General features: G+C 72.4%; 15 protein-coding genes. 6 read left to right on the top strand and 9 right to left on the bottom strand.

Annotated elements, in window-relative coordinates:
* Positions 1–6 precede the first annotated feature (6 nt).
* A complete protein-coding gene (gene ftsX / locus AB0C59_RS22575) occupies positions 7–927 on the bottom strand; it encodes a permease-like cell division protein FtsX (RefSeq protein ID WP_363007257.1) in 921 nt (306 codons plus the stop codon).
* A gap of 27 nt (positions 928–954) precedes the next feature.
* Positions 955–1644 carry a cell division ATP-binding protein FtsE gene (ftsE, locus tag AB0C59_RS22570; RefSeq protein ID WP_363007255.1) on the bottom strand — a complete coding sequence of 230 codons (690 nt, stop codon included), beginning with the start codon at positions 1642–1644 and terminating at the stop codon, positions 955–957.
* Between the two features lie 343 nt (positions 1645–1987).
* On the opposite strand from ftsE, the gene AB0C59_RS22565 reads away from it, so the two are divergent.
* Entirely contained in the window at positions 1988–2179 is a 192-nt protein-coding gene (locus AB0C59_RS22565; protein WP_363007253.1) for a hypothetical protein, read from the top strand.
* A gap of 103 nt (positions 2180–2282) precedes the next feature.
* On the opposite strand, the gene AB0C59_RS22560 is transcribed toward AB0C59_RS22565, so the two are convergent.
* From AB0C59_RS22560 to AB0C59_RS22545, 4 genes are all read right to left on the bottom strand, one after another.
* Entirely contained in the window at positions 2283–2897 is a 615-nt protein-coding gene (locus AB0C59_RS22560) for a hypothetical protein (protein ID WP_363007251.1), read from the bottom strand.
* Between the two features lie 296 nt (positions 2898–3193).
* Positions 3194–4300 (bottom strand): peptide chain release factor 2, encoded by a 1107-nt coding sequence (gene prfB / locus AB0C59_RS22555; protein ID WP_363007249.1) that lies wholly within the window; start codon positions 4298–4300, stop codon positions 3194–3196.
* 70 nt (positions 4301–4370) lie between these two features.
* Entirely contained in the window at positions 4371–5597 is a 1227-nt protein-coding gene (locus tag AB0C59_RS22550; protein ID WP_363007247.1) for a serine/threonine-protein kinase, read from the bottom strand.
* A gap of 199 nt (positions 5598–5796) precedes the next feature.
* A complete protein-coding gene (locus AB0C59_RS22545; RefSeq protein ID WP_363007245.1) occupies positions 5797–7458 on the bottom strand; it encodes a protein kinase in 1662 nt (553 codons plus the stop codon).
* A gap of 546 nt (positions 7459–8004) precedes the next feature.
* Here AB0C59_RS22545 and AB0C59_RS22540 point away from each other — a divergent pair.
* Entirely contained in the window at positions 8005–11574 is a 3570-nt protein-coding gene (locus AB0C59_RS22540) for an FtsK/SpoIIIE domain-containing protein (RefSeq protein WP_363007243.1), read from the top strand.
* Positions 11575–11681: 107 nt separating this feature from the next.
* Here the strand turns inward: AB0C59_RS22540 and AB0C59_RS22535 are convergent, their stop codons facing one another.
* The 3 genes from AB0C59_RS22535 to AB0C59_RS22525 form a co-directional block, all read right to left on the bottom strand.
* Positions 11682–12035 (bottom strand): hypothetical protein, encoded by a 354-nt coding sequence (locus AB0C59_RS22535; protein WP_363007241.1) that lies wholly within the window; start codon positions 12033–12035, stop codon positions 11682–11684.
* On the bottom strand, positions 12032–12298 hold the full coding sequence (locus AB0C59_RS22530; RefSeq protein ID WP_363007239.1) for a hypothetical protein: 267 nt from the start codon (positions 12296–12298) through the stop codon (positions 12032–12034). The genes AB0C59_RS22535 and AB0C59_RS22530 overlap by 4 nt, the downstream gene beginning before the upstream one ends.
* Positions 12299–12883: 585 nt before the next feature.
* On the bottom strand, positions 12884–14074 hold the full coding sequence (locus AB0C59_RS22525; RefSeq protein WP_363007237.1) for a helix-turn-helix transcriptional regulator: 1191 nt from the start codon (positions 14072–14074) through the stop codon (positions 12884–12886).
* Positions 14075–14193: 119 nt separating this feature from the next.
* Here AB0C59_RS22525 and AB0C59_RS22520 point away from each other — a divergent pair, with 119 nt between their 5' ends.
* The 4 genes from AB0C59_RS22520 (at position 14194) to AB0C59_RS22505 (ending at position 18648) form a co-directional block, all read left to right on the top strand.
* A complete protein-coding gene (locus tag AB0C59_RS22520) occupies positions 14194–14742 on the top strand; it encodes a flavoprotein (protein ID WP_363007235.1) in 549 nt (182 codons plus the stop codon).
* 205 nt (positions 14743–14947) lie between these two features.
* Complete coding sequence (locus AB0C59_RS22515) at positions 14948–16357, top strand: extracellular solute-binding protein (protein WP_363007233.1); 1410 nt, start codon at positions 14948–14950, stop codon at positions 16355–16357.
* A gap of 6 nt (positions 16358–16363) precedes the next feature.
* Positions 16364–17716: a sugar ABC transporter permease gene (locus tag AB0C59_RS22510; protein WP_363007231.1), complete on the top strand. Its 1353-nt coding sequence runs from the start codon at positions 16364–16366 to the stop codon at positions 17714–17716.
* Positions 17713–18648 (top strand): carbohydrate ABC transporter permease, encoded by a 936-nt coding sequence (locus tag AB0C59_RS22505; protein WP_363007229.1) that lies wholly within the window; start codon positions 17713–17715, stop codon positions 18646–18648. The genes AB0C59_RS22510 and AB0C59_RS22505 overlap by 4 nt, the downstream gene beginning before the upstream one ends.
* Positions 18649–18684 lie beyond the last annotated feature (36 nt).

The following is an 18684-nucleotide window of genomic DNA, read 5'->3' as shown; positions in this document are numbered from 1 at the left end:
CATGCGTCACACCTTCAGGTACTTGCGCAACGCGAAGAACGCGGCAAGCGAGGGCATCAGCAGGCTCGTGGCCAGTATCAACGGCAGTTTGGTCAGGACGGCGTCCCAGCCGATGAAGTTGATCAGGTTGAGCTTGTGCGACAGGTCGAGGCCGTGGTCGATGATGAAGTACCGGGCGACCAGGAGGAATCCGCAGGCGACCGTGCCGCCGATGAGGCCCGCGACGGCGGCCTCCGCGATGAACGGCGCCTGGATGTAGAAGCCCGAGGCACCGACGAGGCGCATGATCCCGGTCTCACGACGACGGCTGAACGCGGAGACGCGCACCGTGTTGACGATCAGCATCAGCGCGACGACCAGCATCATCGCCATGACCATGCGGGCGGCCCAGTTCATGCCGTTGAGGAGCCCGAAGAGGTTGTCGAGGATGCCCTTCTGGTCCTGCACCGACTGGACCCCGTCGCGGCCGTTGAAGGCGCTCGCGATGACCTGGTACTGCTCCGGGTTCTTCAGCTTGATGCGGTACGACTCCTGCATCTGGTCCGGGGTGAGCGAACTGGCCAGCGGGGAGTCGCCGAACTGCTCCTTGTAGTGCTTGTACGCCTCGTCCTGCGACTCGTAGGTGACCTTCTGGACCGTGGACGTCATCTTGTTCAGGTCGTCCAGGATCTGCTTCTTCTGCTCCTCGGTGACCGCGCCCTTGGAGCAGTTGGGGTCGGACTCCGCGTCGCTCTTGTTGCAGAGGAAGATCGAGACGTTGACCTTGTCGTACCAGTAGCCCTTCATCTGGTTCACCTGGTCGCTCATGAGGAGCGACCCGCCGAACAGGGCGAGGGAGAGGGCCACCGAGACGATCACCGCGAAGGTCATCGTCAGATTGCGGCGGAGACCGACACCGATCTCCGACAGAACGAACTGGGCGCGCATGGCGTCTGCTCAAGCCTTTCCGTGGACTCAGTGCTGGTAGCCGTAGACGCCGCGCGCCTGGTCGCGGACGAGACGGCCCTTCTCCAGCTCGATGACGCGCTTGCGCATCTGGTCCACGATGTTCTGGTCGTGGGTCGCCATCACCACGGTGGTGCCCGTCCGGTTGATCCGGTCGAGCAGCTTCATGATGCCGACGGAGGTCTGCGGGTCGAGGTTGCCGGTGGGCTCGTCGGCGATCAGCAGCTTGGGCCGGTTGACGAAGGCCCGCGCGATGGCGACGCGCTGCTGCTCACCACCGGACAACTCGCCGGGCATACGGTCCTCCTTGCCGCCGAGCCCGACGAGGTCGAGCACCTGCGGCACGGACTTGCGGGTCTCGCCGCGCGACTTGCCGATCACCTCCTGCGCGAAGGCCACGTTCTCGGCGACCGTCTTGTTGGGCAGGAGCCGGAAGTCCTGGAACACGGTTCCCAGCTGGCGGCGCATGTGCGGCACCTTCCAGTTGGACAGGCGGGCGAGGTCCTTGCCCAGGACGTGCACCTGGCCGTGACTGGCGCGCTCCTCGCGCAGGATCAGCCGCAGAAAGGTGGACTTCCCGGAGCCGGACGACCCCACGAGAAAGACGAACTCGCCCTTCTCGACCTCCAGGGAGACATCCCTGAGGGCTGGGCGGCTCTGCTTGGGGTAGACCTTGGAGACGTTGTCGAATCGGATCACGGGTGCACCACGGGCCGTCGGAGTAGGTCAGCGTGACCTTACGCGAAGCGGGTGTGCGAGCGCAGTCACCGGTGGTGTTTGCGCGGGAGTTGTGCGGTTTTGTCGACCGTTTCCGGCGGCACGGCCACGGCGTGAGGTCAGGCACAGCACGCCTGCCCGGATCGCGCGAATCGCGGGGAATCGTCCCCGGTGGGAGCCCGTGCCGCCGCCGGTCCGCCCAGGCCCCGCGCCGAAACGGGTGGAACCTGGCACAGTGGAGTGGGGAGCACACTGGAGCAGTGGGGAACGGTCGCGTCCCTTTGAGCGTTGTGTTCGTGAGAGCGGCACAAGGAGGGTGAGGCACATGACGTACGACCGATTGGTGTGCGCGAACTGTGCGGCGCCCGTCACCGAGGGTCGCTGCCCCGTCTGCCGTGCCAGCCGCGAGCGGCTCCAGCAGGAGAACCCCTGGTCGGGCTTGAACCCGACGACGCTGATCGTGCTCGTGGCGGTCCTGATCGCCGCCGTGGCCCTGCTGGCCCACCAGACCGCCTAGAGAGCGCCTGAGGCCCCGAAGGACGCGCAGGAAGGGCCCCGGGGCGGATGACCGCCCCGGGGCCCTTCTCCTGCGCTCTACGAGCCGCGCCCGGACCCGAAGGTCAGGCGGAGGCTCCGCCGCGGCCGCCCGCCAGGCGCGGCAGCACCCGGAAGCCGATACCGCCGGCGATCATCGTGGCGGCGCCGACCAGCAGGAACGTGGTCTGGCCCGCGCCGGTCTCGGCGAGCTGCTTGCCGTCACGGCCCTGGGCCGAGGTGCCGCTGCCGGTGTCCGTGCCGGTGTCGGTCAGACCCGAGGAGCCCTTGCCCTGCTGGACCGGGCTGTTGCCGCCGTCGGGGAGGGTGTTGTCCCCGCCCGTGCTGTCGGACGGCGCGGCCGTCGGCTCGGTCGGCCCGTCGGTGGGCTGACTCGGGGTGCTCGGCGCCTGCGAGGTGGGCGGCTGCGTGCTCGGAGCGTCCGAGGTCGGAGCGTCCGAGGTCGGAATGTCCGTGGCCGGAGGGGTGTCCGGGGTGGACGGGATGTCCGTCGGGACGGTCTCGGTGGGCGCCGGGTCGGTGCCGACGTCGACGCCGACCTCGACCTTGGTGCCGTCCGCGCCCGCGCCGACGGTGATCCCGAGCGCCGAGGCGGCACCCGCGGTGGTCAGCGTGGCACCGGCGGCTATCACCACACCGGCGGCTATCCGCGCCACACGGATCCGCGTCTTCTTGGTCATCTGGTTGCTACCCCCAGTAGCTGATCGTCGATGGAGCAGCGCACGGGGGCACGGCGTCGGGGACGGCTGAATTCTCGAGCCCCCCGGTTCACATGCACCCCGGACATACGCCTGCCGCGTGTCACCTTTCCGAGTTTTCGAAAGGCCGTCAAGGTCGTTGCGCGCGCGATGTCCGTTAGGTGATCGTTTGCGGCCGCGGTCGGGTGTGAGTGTGATGTAAAACCCCGACACCGCGGGACACAAAAAGGCAACCGCCCCTCGATGAGGGGCGGTTGCCTTGTCGACAAAGCGAGTGGCTACTTCTCCTGCTGCTTGCGCCAGCGAATTCCCGCCTCGATGAACCCGTCGATCTCGCCGTTGAACACGGACTCGGGGTTGCCGACCTCGAACTCGGTGCGCAGGTCCTTGACCATCTGGTACGGGTGCAGGACGTAGGAACGCATCTGGTTGCCCCAGGAGTTGCCGCCGTCGCCCTTGAGGGCGTCCATCTTGGCCTGCTCCTCCTGCCGGCGCCGCTCGAGGAGCTTGGCCTGCAGCACGTTCATGGCGCTGGCGCGGTTCTGGATCTGGGACCGCTCGTTCTGGCAGGTCACGACGATGCCGGTGGGCAGGTGGGTGAGCCGCACGGCGGAGTCGGTCGTGTTGACGCCCTGGCCGCCGGGACCGGAGGACCGGAACACGTCCACCCGCAGGTCGTTCTCGTCGATCTCGACGTGGTCGGTCTGCTCGACGACGGGCAGGATCTCCACACCGGCGAACGAGGTCTGGCGCCGCCCCTGGTTGTCGTACGGGGAGATGCGGACGAGCCGGTGCGTGCCCTGCTCGACGGAGAGCGTGCCGTAGGCGTACGGCGCCTGGACGGCGAAGGTCGTGGACTTGATGCCGGCCTCTTCGGCGTACGACGTGTCGTAGACCTCGGTCTTGTAGCCGTGCTGCTCGGCCCAGCGCAGGTACATGCGCTGGAGCTTCTCGGCGAAGTCCGCGGCGTCGACGCCGCCGGCCTCGGCGCGGATGTTCACGAGCGCCTCGCGGGCGTCGTACTCACCCGAGAGCAGCGTCCGGACCTCCATCTCGTCCAGCGCCTTCCTGACCGCGGTCAGCTCGGCCTCGGCCTCGGTGCGGGTGTCCGGGTCGTCCTCGGCCTCGGCGAGCTCGAAGAGCACCCCGAGGTCGTCGATCCGGCCGCGCAGGGTCTCGGCCTTCCGCACCTCGGCCTGGAGGTGGGAGAGCTTGCTGGTGATCTTCTGCGCCTCGTCCGGGTTGTCCCAGAGGGACGGCGCGGCCGCCTGCTCCTCGAGCACGGCGATGTCTGCCCTCAGCCTGTCGAGGTCCAGAACGGCCTCGATCGACTCCATGGTCGAGGAGAGGGACTTGAGCTCTTCGGATACATCGACGACTGCCACGCATCCAGCGTAACGGCTCCGCCAACCAGTGAACGCCCCACGACCCCGGGTCACCCCCGGGACCAGGTGGTCACGGGGGAGCCGAGTGGCCCGGTTCCCGGGACGGTGCCTGAGGGCCGGGGGACGCCGCCCACCACGCCCCCACCCCCACCGCGGCCGCCAGCACCAGCGCCCCCGCTCCCAGCACCAGCCGCCGACGCCGTGCCTGCGCGCGATGCCGCGCGGACCCGGGGCGCGGCGCGCCCGCCGCCCGGGGCGCCCGTGCCGTCCCCCGCGCACCCCCGGCCAGCTCGTCCGGTGCCGGCACCCGCATGGACGTGTGGGTGTCCCGGTTGGAGTCCGGCTTGGGGCCCGACACCAGCGGCACCGCCCCGCGCCGCTCCCGCGCGGCCTCCGCACGACCGGGCGCCACCGCCTCGTACGGCTCCTCGGCCGCCCCCGCGTCCGGCTCGTCCACGTCCAGCGGCGGCATCCCGGCCAGCAGCGGCAGCTGCTCCCGCAGCCGGGCCGCCAGCTCCGAGGCCCGCAGCCGCGAGGCCGGTGCCTTCGCCAGGCACTGCACGACCAGCAGCCACAGCTCGTCCGGGATCCCGGGCAGCGGGACCACCGTCTCGGTGACATGGCGGCGCAGCACCGCCCCGGGGTGCCCGCCGCCGAACGGGGTGAAGCCCGCCAGCAGCTCGTACAGGACCGTCGCCAGGGCGTAGATGTCCACCGCGGCTCGGGGCGGCAGCCCCTCGACTATCTCCGGTGCCAGGTAGTCCGGCGTTCCGATGATCTTCGTCGCCTTGGTGCGGCGCGGGGAGTCGATCAGCTTGGCGACGCCGAAGTCGGTCAGCAGCGCCGGATGCGCCCCGCCGGGCCCCAGCGGGCCCTGCATGTCCAGCAGGACGTTCTCCGGCTTCACGTCCCGGTGCACGATCCCCGCCGCGTGCGCCGCCGCCAGCCCGTCCGCCACGTCGGCCACGATCGCTACGGCCGCCTCCGGGGCGAGCCGGCGCTCGCGGTCCAGGCGGGTCCGCAGGTCGGTGCCCCGGACCAGGTCCATGACCAGCGCCAGATCGCTGCCGTCCACGACGAGGTCCCGTACCGACACGACGCCGGGATGGTCGAGCGCCAGCAGCGCGGTGCGCTCCTGGACGAAGCGGCCCACGAGCTCCTGGTCGGACGCGAGGTCCTCCCGCAGCAGCTTGATGGCGACGGGCCCGTCCGGCCCCTCGCCCAGCCACACCGTGCCGGCGCTTCCGCGCCCCAGGATCTGGTGCGCGGTGTACCTGCTGCCGATCTTCCGTGCCAAGGCTGCTCCTACTGGGGACGCGTGGTGCCGACGCTGCGCCGTCGCGGGCCCCGGCGTCGGCGGCTCGCACCGCGACCCCCCGGACCCCGGTCGACAAAACTACGCGCCCGGAGCGGCAACCACCGCCGCCGAGACGGAAATCACCCGTCAGATGTCGACAAATCCCCAGGCCGGCACGGACACACCCGGCCGCCGCGCGTCAATTGCCCAGTTTGCCGACCGCGTCGGCCACCGAGTGGTACCAGTCGGACAGCTGCTGCCAGTACGACTTCGTGGTGCCGATCCAGTCCTGCAGGGGGCTGAACTCCCAGATCAGCCAGCCGGCGACGAACAGGATGAGGATCGTGAACAGGCAGCCCTTCAGACAGCCGAGGCCCGGGATCTTCATCGGGTTGGCGCTGCGCTGGCGCGGCGCCCGCGGCTCGGGCTCGGGGCGCGGCGCCGGCTGCCGGGGCTGCTGCGGTGCGGGGGCGTACCGCTGGGGCTGCCGCTGGGGGGCGGGCTCGTACTGCTGGGGCCGCTGCCGTCGGGGCTGCTGCCGCTGGGGCTGCTGGGGCGCGTACTGCTGGGGCTGCTGGGGCGGGTGGCCGTAGCCCTGCGCCGGCGGCTGCTGCGGCCGGGAGACCTGCCGCTGGGGGCGGCGGCGCAGCGGGTCCTCGCCGGGGTCGAGGTAGGACTGGACCTGGGTCTGCTCGTTGCGGTCGCGGGCCGCGCGCAGCTGGTTCTGCCAGGGGTGCGGGTCCTGCCCGCCGGGCTGGTGCTGCGGGACCGGCGGCAGCACGGCGGTGGGGTCGGCCGTGCCGGTGCTGGGCAGGACGGCGGTGGGGTCCGCCGCGCCCGTGGGGCCGGAGGTGTGCGGCAGGACGCTGGTCGCCGCGTTCGGGTCGTAGGAGCCCGCGCCCTGCGGCAGCACCTGGGTGGGGTCGGCGGAGCCGGGCACGGTCGCCGGGTCCGGGTCGGGCGCGAGCAGCGCGGCCACGGCGTCCGCGGCGGCGATCTGCGTGGTGTTCGCGTGCACCCCGACTCCCTCGGCGACGACCCGCAGCGCCCGCGCGAGGTTCTCGGCGCTGGGCCGCTCGTCCGGGTTCTTGCGCAGGCAGCGCTCCATGACGGTCCACAGCGGGTCCGGCACGGTGGAGGGGCGGCGCGGTTCGGCGCTCAGGTGCTGGTGGAGCACCTCGAGTGCCGATCCGCCGCTGAACGGCGGGCGCCCGGTGACCAGCTCGTACATCAGGATGCCGGCGCCGTAGATGTCCACGGCCGACGTCTGGGGGCGGCCCTCGGCCGACTCGGGGGCGACGTACGCGGGTGTGCCCACGAACTCGTGGGTGCGGGTGAGGCCCGGGGAATCGGCCAGGCGCGCGATGCCGAAGTCGGTCAGCATCGGGTGCATCCGGCCGTCGTCCTGCCGCAGCAGGACGTTGGCGGGCTTCAGGTCGCGGTGCACCACGCCGTCCGCGTGGCTGACGGCGAGCGCGTCGGCGATCTGCGCGGTGAGCAGGGCCGCGCCCACGGGGGTGAAGGGGCCGTTCTCACGGAGGTAGCGGTGCAGGTCGGGGCCGTCCACGAGGTCCATGACCAGGGCCAGCAGATCGCCCTCGACCACGAGGTCGCGCACCCGCACGATGTTCGGGTGGGTCAGGCGCAGCAGGACGGACCGCTCGCGCAGGAACCGCATCACGACGTCGGCGTCGCCGGCCAGCTCCTCCTTGAGGACCTTGATCGCCACGGTCTCGCCCGGCTGGCCGGCCACGGCCGCCTCGGCGCCCGCGGTCTCGCGCTGGCGGGCCCGCCAGACGGTGCCCGTGGCGCCGCGTCCGAGCGGCTCCTCCAGGAGGTACTTGCTGCCTACCGGCCGCACGTCATGCGCTCCCTGCTGCTTGCTTGTCCGGTCCGTCCACCGTGAAGACGGTGTTCCGACCCACTGTAGTGCCGGGGTTCGCGGCACCGGGGGTGAGCGGGCCTCGCGCGAGGGCACCCGCCCCATGGTCGAGGACGCGACAGGGCACGGTCGCGTTCCGTGCCGGGCGCGCTCCCGTGTGCCGCGATCCGCGGACGCCCACGTCGTTCCCTTTACTCCGTACGTGTGATGTACGTACTTACGCAGGACGCTGCCGTGCGCGTTCGATGAGAAGACGCCCTCTTCGGTTCACTTGGTTGCCAGGGCCGGGCGTGACCGATCTCAAGCGGACGCCCGTCGCGCACTTGTCCGGCACTTTTGCGGGCAGAGCCGACCAATCAAGATCATCTGGCGCCGAGGGACGGGCGCGCTGTCGGTGGCAGGTGCGAGGATGCATCCCGTACTGGCCTATGTGCTCGCGTGCGGTGGGGGAAGTCGCGGTGGGGGACCGTGACGCGGCTCCGTCCCCGCCCTCGGGTGCCCGCGCGGAAGGGACCGCTGACGGCGATGCAGATCCGGCTGACCGTCGTAGACCCGCTGGGCACGCCCCCGGAGCCCGGGGAGCGCGCCCCCGGCTGCGACGTCCTGGTCACCGCGCCCGCGGGCACGGCCCTGGCCGCGGTGGCGTCGGCGCTGGCCGCGGCCGTCGGCGCCGGTCCGGGCACCGGCGGCGCCCCGGCCGAGCGGGGCCGTGAGACCGGCTCGGGCCCCGTGGTGCTCTACGCGGGCCCCGAGCGGCTGGACACCCAGCGGTGCACCCTGGGCGAGCCGCCCCTGCTGGACGGCGCGGTGCTGACCCTGGGAGCCCCGGCCGAGCCGGGCCCCGAGCCGGACGAGAACACGGCCCAGCTGCACGTGGTGGCGGGCCCCGACGCGGGCGGTGTCCATCTGCTGCACGGCGGGGTGATCCGCGTCGGACGTTCGGCGAGCGCGGACGTCCCGCTCGACGACCCCGACGTCTCCCGGCTGCACTGCGCGGTGACGGTCGCCGCCGACGGCCGCGTCTCGGTCGCCGACCTGGGATCCACGAACGGCACGGCGCTCGACGGCGCCCCGGTGACCGACCGCCCGGCCCGCTTCGCCCCCGGAGCCCTGCTGCGCCTCGGCGAATCGGCCCTGCGGCTGGTCCCGCCCAGCGGGGCGGGACGCCTGGGCACCGCCCCGGACGGCGAGGGGCAGGTACGGGTCCTCGGCGAGGACGCGGCGGGCGGCCCGGACCGCGCGGACCGCACGGCGGGGCGCGCGGTGACCGGGCCGCACCCGCGGGCGGGCGCGGACGAGCGCGGAGTGGCGGGGGGCGCGGCGCGTCCCGGAGCGGAGGCCCGGGAGCACGCCGCTCCCGCTGGGGCGGCGAGCACCTGGACGCGTCCCCCCGTCGGACGCCCCGCCGCGACCGGCCCCGGCTCGAAGGACACCCACCACGGCCTGTCCGGCGACACCCGTCACGGCTTCGGCGACACCGGCTGGGGCGCCTCGGACGGAGCCGGCCCGCACGCCCGGGAGCACCTGCCGGCCGAGCCCACGGGCCCGGCGGGCTCCTCCGGACCCGGCGGCGCCCCGGCGGGACCCGTCGTCTCGGGACGGGGCGACGCCGCGCTGACGGTGCACCGGGAGGCGAGCGCCGGTGAAGGCTCCGAGGACGCCCGCGCGGGCACGCCGACGCGCGGGACGGACGCGGCCGCGGGGCTGCGCAGACGCGGCTTCACCGCCTGGGCGCGCCGCCTGGCCGGCGGCCGGGGCGACCTGGGCGACCCCGGCCAGGTTCCGGACACGGGCGGGGCGAACGCACCGGTGGCCGCCGGCCCGGCGTACGGTGCCCCGGAGAAGTGGCCCGACCCGGCGTCCCTGCTGCTGACCGCGCTCGGCCCCGGACCGCGCCTGTGGGAGCGCGGCCCCGGGCACCCGGAGGCGCTGACCGTGCGGCTGGGCACGGCCGACCGGGCCCTGCCCGACGGCGCGGGCCTGCTGCCCGCCGTCCCGGTGACCGCCGGGCTGCGCGAGGCCGGCGCCCTGGGCCTGGCCGGGCCCCGGGAGCGGCTGACCGGGCTGGCCCGCGCGGTCCTCGCGCAGCTGGCCGCGCTGCACTCCCCGGAGACGCTGGAGCTGGTCCTCATCAGCGCCGACCGCTCGCGCCCCCTGACGCAGCGCGTCGCCGACTGGTCCTGGCTCGGCTGGCTCCCGCATCTGCGCCCGGCCCACGGCCAGGACTGCCGGCTGCTGCTGGCGTACGACCGCGAGCAGGCGGCGGCCCGCGCGAACGAGCTGGTGCGCCGGCTGCAGGACCATCTGGCCGACGCGGACGCGCGCACCGATCCGCGCGGCGTGCCCGGCCGGATCCACCTGCCCGCCCAGGTCCGCCGCACGGCCCAGGACCCCGCCCCGACCGACGGTCCGCTCACCACCCCGCCCCCCGCCGCGCCCGCGACCGCCCGGCCGGACGGCGCCACGCCGCGCGGTGCCGGCCGCCGCCCCTCCTGGGCCAGGGACGACGAGGCCGACGGCGCCCACCCGGGGCCGTACACCGTGGTGGTCGTGGACGGCGACCCCGCGGGCCCCGAGGTGCGCGAGGCCGTGGTGCGGCTGGCCCGGCAGGGGGCGCGGGCGGGTATCCATGTGATCAGCCTGGCCGAGGCGCCGGCCGCCTCTCCCGCCTCCCCCGTGACGGAGACCTACGAGGCGGCGTGCGCGGTCTCCCCGGTGTTCCGCGAGTGCGGGACCGTGGCCCTGCTCAGCGGCGACGTGGCCACCGCGCTCAGGCTGCTGAGGGTCGCGCCCGGTGAGGCCGGCGACTCGGCGCCCGGGCGCCGCGCCCCGGTGGGGCACGGGACGGTGGCCGCCGTGGACGCGGTGTCCCCGGCGTGGGCGGAGCGGTTCGCGCGGGCGCTGGCCCCTCTGCGCGCGGACCACGGCACGGACCGGCACCCGCGGGTGTCGGCGCCCCTGCCGCAAGCGGCCCGGCTGCTGGACGAGTTGGGGCTTCAGCGAGCCACCCCCGCGTCGCTGATGGCGCGTTGGGCGGACGCGGCGGACGACACCAGGTCCCTCGGCGGCCGCGCCTGGGCGGTGCTCGGCGCCGGTCCGCGCGGCCCCGTGTGCCTGGACCTGGCCGCCGAGGGGCCGCATCTGCTGATCGAGGGACCGCCCGGCAGCGGGCGCACGGAGCTGCTGCGTTCGGTCGCCGCGTCCCTCGCCTCGGCCGAACGCCCGGACCGGCTGGGCATGGTCCTGGTCGACGCCCGCGACTGCGCGGCGAGCGGCGGCGCCGGCGGGGAGGATCTGCGGGTCTGTACGGACCTTCCGCATGTCACGACCCATCTGGCGGCGAACGACCCGGTGCGCATGCGGGAGTTCGCGCAGTCGCTGAGCGCCGAGCTGAAGCGGCGCGACGAGCTGCTGGGACGGATCGGCTTCGACGAGTGGCACGCGCAGCGGGCGGCGGGCGGCCGGGGCGTGCCGCAGCGGCCGGGCGGCACGTCCTCCGGCGACCTGGACAGCCCGCCGAGCACGACGCTGCGGCTGCGCCCCGGGGCGGCCCGGTCGGCCCGGGCCCAGGACGAGGGCCCCTCACCGGCCCGCCTGGTCGTCCTGGTCGACGACCTGGACGCCCTGCTCGCGCCCGCGCTCGGCTCACCGGGCCGCCCGGCGGCCGGCTCGGTCATACGGGCACTGGAGGCGGTGGCCCGGGACGGCGAGCGGCTCGGGGTGCATCTCGTCGCCGCCGCGAGCCCCCAGGGGCGTACGGCCCAGTGGGAGCCCGCCCGGAGCGCCACCCTGCGCGTCACCCTCGACGAGGTGACGCCGGGCGCGGACGAACCGGCCCCCGGACGAGGGCGGTTGACGCGGCCGGACGGCAGGTCGACACCGTTCCAGGGCGGCCGGATCACGGGCCGCATCCCGCGCACCGCCACCCTGCGCCCCACGGTCATACCCCTGGAGTGGCACCGCATGGGCGACCCCCCGGCCAGACGCCCCGTCCGCGAACTGGGCAACGGCCCGACCGACCTGGCCCTGCTCGCCAGCGCCCTGGAGAGGGCGGCCCGCTCGGTGTCGGCGACGGAGGTCCCTTCCCTGCTGTGAGCAGCCGAACCCCCCGGCCACAGCCCGGCGGCACGTGACGCCGACGGCCTCACGACATCAGACCCGCTCGGCCTCCACGTCGCGAAGGAGCCCCGAAGCCGTCGAGGTCAACGGTGTTCCTCCGGAATCGCACGGCGCAGCGCCCGGCGGGCGTCGCACAGGTTCGGGTCGCTCGCGCACGATGCGCATGACTGCGGATGCCGGTCGTACGTGTCGCGGAGAACGCGGCAGACGCACTCCTCGCATGCCCGCGGAAACCAGGCGGACACCACGCCCGCGAGCGCACCGGAGCAGAGCCCGAAGTCGACGGCGCTCTCCGCGCTGAGCTTGGTGGCGCACCACACGCAGTCAGCGCCGCGGATCTGGTCCGCGGACAGGCCGGAGGCAATCCCGGGAAGTCGAAGGAGACGCAGCACCTCGCGCGGATGGACGGTCGGACCGCTACTCGGCTGAGTGGTCACTTGGTCGTCCACTCCTCGTACAACGCATCCTCACCGACTCCGGCGACAGCATGCCTCCCGGCCGCGACGAGCCGCGCCACGGTCAGCGGCGCGCACAGCTCGCCCGGGGACTCCATCGGAACCGACCAGTACGTGGCAAGGGAGCCGGGTGCGCACTCGTCGGCACCCGGCGCCGGCACACCCAGGTGGGTGCCACGGCCCAGCACGTCAGCGTCCAGCCGAGCCCGCCACTCGTCGGCCGCCTGCCTCCACGTGACGGACATGCTCGCGGGCACCAGGGCGTAGTACCGAAGTCCCCGAGGGTCACAGATCACCGGACCGCCCCGGAAGACATCAGCCAGGCAGGCATCCGCCGCCTCGAACTCGTCGGAGCCGCAGACCGCTTGGACCAGGCGTCCGGGAATCCGCACGGCTGAGAACAACGTCCCCAACGGCAGAAGCGCCACCCTCCGCTCCCGCCACTCCAGCCGAGCCCGGTCCGGCTCGGGATGAGTCGCCGAGAGCCAGTGCTCAACGGCCAGCCTCCGGTCAGAAGCAGAGTGCACGCGCACACCCGGCTGAGACTCAACGGGCGGCAGTCCCCCCGCCCCCTCTTCCACGGACTCTTCCATGATGTCGACGCTCCTCGTCAGCGTTGGCCGACCTCGGCGTCGTTGACGCGACGGCCGAGGCGCGCCTGTCGATGACTACGCGTGGCTGGAAGCGGTCGTTGCCGACGTCGTCCTGCTACGAATCGGACGTCTGCCACTTCACCTTGCCCCCACGCTGTCGTCGACCAGGCGCAACAACAGCGTGACGCTCGGTGAAGAGCTCAACGCTCACAGTCTTGTGAGCGTAGCGAGAGTGATCTACCGGCCGATCCAGGCAGCCATGTGGTTCAGGGTGTCCGGAGTCCGCCGTGACAGATGGATGAGACCGGTGATCGTCTCTCGGGCGGTCGGGTGATATCGGGTCTGCTCGGGGGCCATCCGCCGCGCCTGGACCAGTGACTTGAGCGCGTCCTCGGTGCGCCCGACCTCCATCTCCGTGCGGGCTTGATCGACAAGGAAGTGGGCGCGCCGCGATGTCGCAAGCTTCGGCGGCAGCCGCTTGCCGATCTTGCGGGCTTGCTTCAGCGCGTCGTCGTACCGGCGCATCTCGACGGAAGCGGACATCTCATGCAGATCGACGTTGGCCGGGCCGAAGCTGAGCCAGTGCACGTCCGAAGCGTCACCGATCCGCTTCGCGATACGGCGGGCCTCGGCGATGTGTGTCGCCACGGCGGACCCGTCCTCAGCGCGTGCCGAGATGACCGAGGCACCCAGGTGGAGCTGCCCGGTGACGGCCAGAGCCTCGCGGCTGTCATCGGTCTGGCCGATTACGTTCTGCCCGGCATCCACGAGCCGCTTTCCGATCCGGTACTCCCCCTCGCGGAAGTACACGAGCGCCCTCATGTACTGGCGTACGGCTGCCAGGCACGGATCCGAGGCACGCTGCGCCGCCCAGTCCATCCGGTCGAGCGCCACTGCGGACAGGTCGTAATAGCCAAGCTTCACGCTGATGTCGTGTGCGGTGCGGTAGGTCGAGGCGAGCGCCTGCCACAGTTCGGTCGAGGGGGTGGACCAAGCGGTGTGAGTGAGTTCGGTGATGAGGCTGGGCAGACAGCGTGCCGCGTCGCGCAGATGGGTGGCGCGGACCTCTTCACACACCTGGTTCGCCCCCGCGATGAGCTGGTGCGCCGCTCGGGCGGTCAAGTCCGGGTTCGGGCCGAGGTCGTACAGGTCGAGGGACTCGCGGATCGGCCGCACCAGTTCGGCGAGTCGATCGCGCTGCAACTCGGTCACATAGGGCTGCCCGGTCAGTACGGTCACGTCGATGCTCAGAGCCTTGGCGCACGCAGCCACGAACGCCGCGGTCGCCGGGCGCGCACCGCACTCCACCTGATTCAGGTAGCTGTACGAGTAGGGGAGCCGATCAGCCATCTGGCGCTGCGTGAGCCTGCCCAGTCTGCGCTGTTCCTTGATGCGCGCGCCCGTATGGTCGTCGTCCAGTGTGGGCATGCTGGTCTCCGTTCTGAGCACCCACGTGCGACAGTACTCGCGCGAGGCCCGCGAAGACGCCCCTTCCCCTCCCTGACACCGCCGCGATCAGGGCCGGTTGCATGTGTTCCGATGGCTCCATGACGACGACTGACCGTGTGCTGTACCTGTTCGGCTCGGCGGCCCCACCGGTTTTCGATGTCGCGAGTGTGGTCCGGGACGCGCAGGCCCGTGGATTCGACGTGTGCCTCGGGCTGACCCCGACCGCCGCGCGCTGGCTGACCCCTCAGCTGGAGGACCTTCGACGGCTGACCGGGCACCCGGTGCGCAGCGAGTACAAGATGCCGGGCGAGCCGGACGTGTGGCCGAAGGCGGACGTGATCGCGCTGGCACCCGCCACGTTCAACACGTTCAACGAGTGGGCGCTCGGTCTCACGCACGACTTCGTGGTGGGTGTCGTCGCCGAGGGCATCGGCAAGGGAATCCCCCTGGTGACGATGCCGTGCGTGAACGCGGCCTATGTGCGGCACCACCAGTTCGAGCGCAGTGTCTCCGAACTGCGCGCCATGGGCGTACGTGTGCTGTACGGCGAGGGTGGCTTCGTTCCGAACCAGCCGGGCCAGGGCAAGCCGAAGGAGTACCCATGGCATCTTGTCCTGGACGCCGTGGAGGAGGCGGGAGACGCCTGATCGGCTGCCCCGCACACGCGAAGGGCTCTCGGCGCCCGCTCGCCCTCGTTCACGCGGCCGCCCCGTCTTGTATCACGACGTGGTCACGATCACCCCGTTCAGGCCACACGCGGTCTTGCCGCCCCGAACGACCTTGCGTAGACCAGAGCGCACGGGACAGCGCTCGCACGTTCGGCCATGCCAAGGAACGAAGAACGGGGCAGTCATGCACAGCACCCTTCGAAGGCACCCCACCCCCACAACCCCCACCCCCACTCGAGCAACTCGCGGATCCGGCCGGCCCGTCGCCGCCCTCGTCGTCGTGGGCGCGCTCGCGCTCGCCGGCTGCGGCGGTGGCGGCAGCGGCGGCAAGGACGCGGACGGCGGTGGCAAGGAGAGCGGCAGCACCCTCACGCTCCCCAAGCTGAACGGCCAGAGCCTGGAGGTCGCCGCCGTCTGGACCGGGACCGAACAGGCCAACTTCAAGAAGGTGCTCACCGAGTTCGAGAAGCGCACCGGTGCCAAGGTCACCTTCGTGCCCGCCCAGGACCCGATCGTCAACTTCCTCGGTTCGAAGATCGCGGGCGGCCAGCCGCCGGACGTCGCGATGCTCCCCCAGCCGGGCGCCATCAAGCAGGCCGTGGACAAGAAGTGGGCCAAGCCGCTGGGCTCGGAGGCCCAGGCCGAGCTGGCCAGGAACTACTCGACCGGTTGGCAGGACATCGGCAAGGTCGACGGCACACCGTACGGCGTCTACTACAAGTCCGCCAACAAGTCCCTGATCTGGTACAACGCGAAGGTTCTCGAGAACGCGGGGGCCAAGGAGCCGGGGACCTGGCCGGAGCTGATGACGGCGGCCCAGGCCGTCTACGACTCCGGGGTCACCCCGTTCTCGGTCGGCGGCGCGGACGGCTGGACCCTCACCGACTGGTTCGAGAACGTGTACCTCTCGCAGGCAGGTCCGCAGAAGTACGACCAGCTCGCCCGGCACACGATCAAGTGGACGGATCCTTCCGTCAAGGAGGCGCTGACCACGCTCGCCCAGATCTGGGGCAGGAAGGACTATGTCGCGGGCGGCGCGGACGGGGCGCTCCAGACCGAGTTCCCCGCCTCCGTCACCCAGACCTTCACCGGCGGCGACCAGCCGAAGGCCGGCATGGTCTTCGAGGGCGACTTCGCGCAGGTCAACATCGGTGACACCAAGGCGAAGGTCGGCACGGACGCGAAGGTGTTCCCGTTCCCGGCCGTGGGCAGCCGCCCGCCCGTGGTGACCGGCGGCGACGCGGCGGTCGTCTTCAAGGACTCCAAGGCGGCGCAGGCCCTGGTCACCTTCCTGGCCTCACCGGACGCGGCGGCCATCCAGGCCAGGCTCGGCGGCTACCTCTCGCCGAACAAGGCGGTCCCGCTGTCGGCGTACCCGAACCCGGTGCAGCAGAAGATGGCCAAGGCTCTGATCGCGGCGGGCGACGACTTCCGCTTCGACATGTCCGACCAGGCCCCGCAGGCGTTCGGCGGTACGCCCGGCAAGGGCGAGTGGAAGGACCTCCAGGACTTCCTGAAGAACCCGAAGGACGTCGCGGGCGCGCAGGCGAGGCTGGAGAAGGACGCGGCGGCGGCGTACGGCAACGGGAGCTGACCGGCGATGACGTCGGCCACGGCGGCGGGTGCCCCCGACACGGCACCCGCCCCCCGCTCACGCAAGAGCGTGACCGGCACCCGCGGGACGGTGGCGGCGCTGTTCCTGCTGCCCGCCCTGGTGCTGCTCGGCGCGCTCGTGGTCTACCCGATCGGGTACTCGGTGGTCCGCAGTTTCCAGAACGCCTCGGGCGACGGCCTCGCCGGGTCCGGCGGGTTCGCCAACTACAAGGCCCTGTTCACCGATGACGGCGTCCGCTCCGCGCTGAAGAACACCGTCGTCTGGGTGGTGTTCGCGCCCGCCGTCGCGACGGCGCTGGGCCTGGTCTTCGCGGTGCTGACCGAGAAGGTGCGCTGGGGCACCGCGTTCAAGCTGGTCGTCTTCATGCCGATGGCGATCTCCATGCTGGCGGCGGGCATCATCTTCCGCCTCGTCTACGACCAGGACCCCGGCAGGGGCGTGGCCAACGCGGTCTGGGTGGGCGTCCACGACACGTTCGCCGAGTCGTCCGCGTTCCCCAGGGCGCACCCGGGTCGTGAGTCGCCCCTGGAGGCCGCGCAGAGCGGCTTCGTCACCAGCGCGCCCGTGCGCGCGGGAGTGCCGGTCGTCCTCCCGCTGGTCGGGGTCGCCCCGGACCAGATGCCGAGGAGCGCGCGGCGGGCGGCCGCGGCGAAGCCGGAGCCGGGGCAGGTCACCGGCACGGCCTGGCAGGACTTCACGCGCGGCAGGGGCGTCGGCCGGCTCGGCGTCGTCGACCCCTCCGAGCTGGGCTACGCGGGCATGCGGATCGAGGCGGTCAAGGGCGGCAGGGTCGTCGCCACCGCGCGGGCCGCCGCCGACGGCACGTTCACGCTGCCGGCCGCCGCGGACGGCGCGGTGCTCAGACTCCCGGCGAGCAACTTCAGGGAGCCGTACAACGGCGTCGACTGGCTGGGTCCGACGCTCGTCACCCCGGCGGTGATCGGCGCGTACGTCTGGATGTGGGCCGGTTTCGCGATGGTGCTGATCGCGGCCGGCCTCGCAGCCGTGCCCCGGGAGCTGCTGGAGGCGGCGCGGGTGGACGGCGCGAACGAGTGGCAGGTGTTCCGGCGGGTCACCGTGCCGCTGCTCGCGCCGGTGCTCGCGGTGGTCGCGGTCACCTTGATGATCAACGTGCTGAAGGTCTTCGACCTGGTCTTCATCATCCCGCCGGGCTCGTCCCAGGACGACGCGAACGTCCTGGCCCTGGAGCTGTACCGCAAGGGCTTCTCGGAGGACCGGCCCGGCATCGCGAGCGCCATCGCGGTGTTCCTGCTGGTGCTCGTCGTCCCGGTGATGCTCTTCAACATCCGGCGGCTCAGGCGGGAGGTGCGGCGATGACGGCCGAGGCCGGAAGTGCGCCGGCGGCGCGTGCGGAGGCGGGGACGGCGCCCGGGGCGGCCGGAGCGGTGGCAGGAGCGCGGCGTTCTCTCGGGGCGCGGCTCGTGGAGGGCGTCGGCGGCGGCCTGGTGCGGGTCTTCCTCGTCCTGGTCGCACTGTTCTGGCTGGTGCCCACCGTCGGGCTGCTGCTGGCCTCGCTGCGCAAGCCGGCCGACATGAGCTCCTCGGGCTGGTGGAACGTCTTCGCCAAGCCCTCGCAGCTGACCTTCGAGAGCTACCACAGGCTCCTTCAGAACGGCGACATCACCCACTCCCTGTGGAACACGGTCCTGATCACCGTCCCGGCGACCCTGCTGGTCGTGGTGCTGGGCTCCCTCGCGGGCTACGCCTTCGCCTGGATGGAGTTCCCGGGCCGCGACTGGTGGTTCCTGGCCGTGGTGGGCCTGCTGGTGGTGCCCGTGCAGGTGGCGCTGATCCCGATCGCGGAACTGTTCGGGAGGATCGGCCTGTTCGGCACGGTCCTCGGCGTGATCCTGTTCCACACGGGGTTCGGTCTGCCGTTCGCGGTGTTCCTGCTGCGGAACTTCTTCGCGGAGATCCCCCGGGAGCTCCTGGAGGCGGCCCGGCTCGACGGTGCGGGTGAACTGCGGTTGTTCGCCCGGGTGGTGCTGCCGCTCGGCGGCCCCGCCCTCGCCAGCCTCGGCATCTTCCAGTTCCTGTGGGTGTGGAACGACATGCTGGTGGCCCTGGTGTTCACCAAGTCCGGGACGCAGCCGATCACGGTGGCGCTCCAGACCCAGGTGCGCCAGTTCGGCAGCAACATCGACGTCCTGGCACCGGGCGCGTTCCTCTCGATGGTGATCCCGCTGGCCGTCTTCTTCGCCTTCCAACGGCAGTTCGTGTCCGGCGTCATGGCGGGCGCCGTCAAGTAGTCGTCCCACGGCGGGGTTCGGGGGTGGGCCGGTGCA

The sequence above is a fragment of the Streptomyces sp. NPDC048664 genome, from assembly GCF_040650555.1.
In the GTDB taxonomy this organism is placed as follows: domain Bacteria; phylum Actinomycetota; class Actinomycetes; order Streptomycetales; family Streptomycetaceae; genus Streptomyces.
The sequence above is the reverse complement of the archived record's forward strand: the minus strand, read 5'-3'. Positions and strand labels throughout refer to the sequence as shown.

Coding starts and splice junctions, on each gene's coding strand:
- ftsX (WP_363007257.1), bottom strand. CDS start 927: ATGCGCGCCCAGTTCGTTCTGTCGGAGATCGGTGTCGGTCTCCGCCGC.
- AB0C59_RS22565 (WP_363007253.1), top strand. CDS start 1,988: ATGACGTACGACCGATTGGTGTGCGCGAACTGTGCGGCGCCCGTCACC.
- AB0C59_RS22560 (WP_363007251.1), bottom strand. CDS start 2,897: ATGACCAAGAAGACGCGGATCCGTGTGGCGCGGATAGCCGCCGGTGTG.
- AB0C59_RS22540 (WP_363007243.1), top strand. CDS start 8,005: ATGCAGATCCGGCTGACCGTCGTAGACCCGCTGGGCACGCCCCCGGAG.
- AB0C59_RS22530 (WP_363007239.1), bottom strand. CDS start 12,298: ATGTCCGTCACGTGGAGGCAGGCGGCCGACGAGTGGCGGGCTCGGCTG.
- AB0C59_RS22525 (WP_363007237.1), bottom strand. CDS start 14,074: ATGCCCACACTGGACGACGACCATACGGGCGCGCGCATCAAGGAACAG.
- AB0C59_RS22520 (WP_363007235.1), top strand. CDS start 14,194: ATGACGACGACTGACCGTGTGCTGTACCTGTTCGGCTCGGCGGCCCCA.
- AB0C59_RS22515 (WP_363007233.1), top strand. CDS start 14,948: ATGCACAGCACCCTTCGAAGGCACCCCACCCCCACAACCCCCACCCCC.
- AB0C59_RS22510 (WP_363007231.1), top strand. CDS start 16,364: ATGACGTCGGCCACGGCGGCGGGTGCCCCCGACACGGCACCCGCCCCC.
- AB0C59_RS22505 (WP_363007229.1), top strand. CDS start 17,713: ATGACGGCCGAGGCCGGAAGTGCGCCGGCGGCGCGTGCGGAGGCGGGG.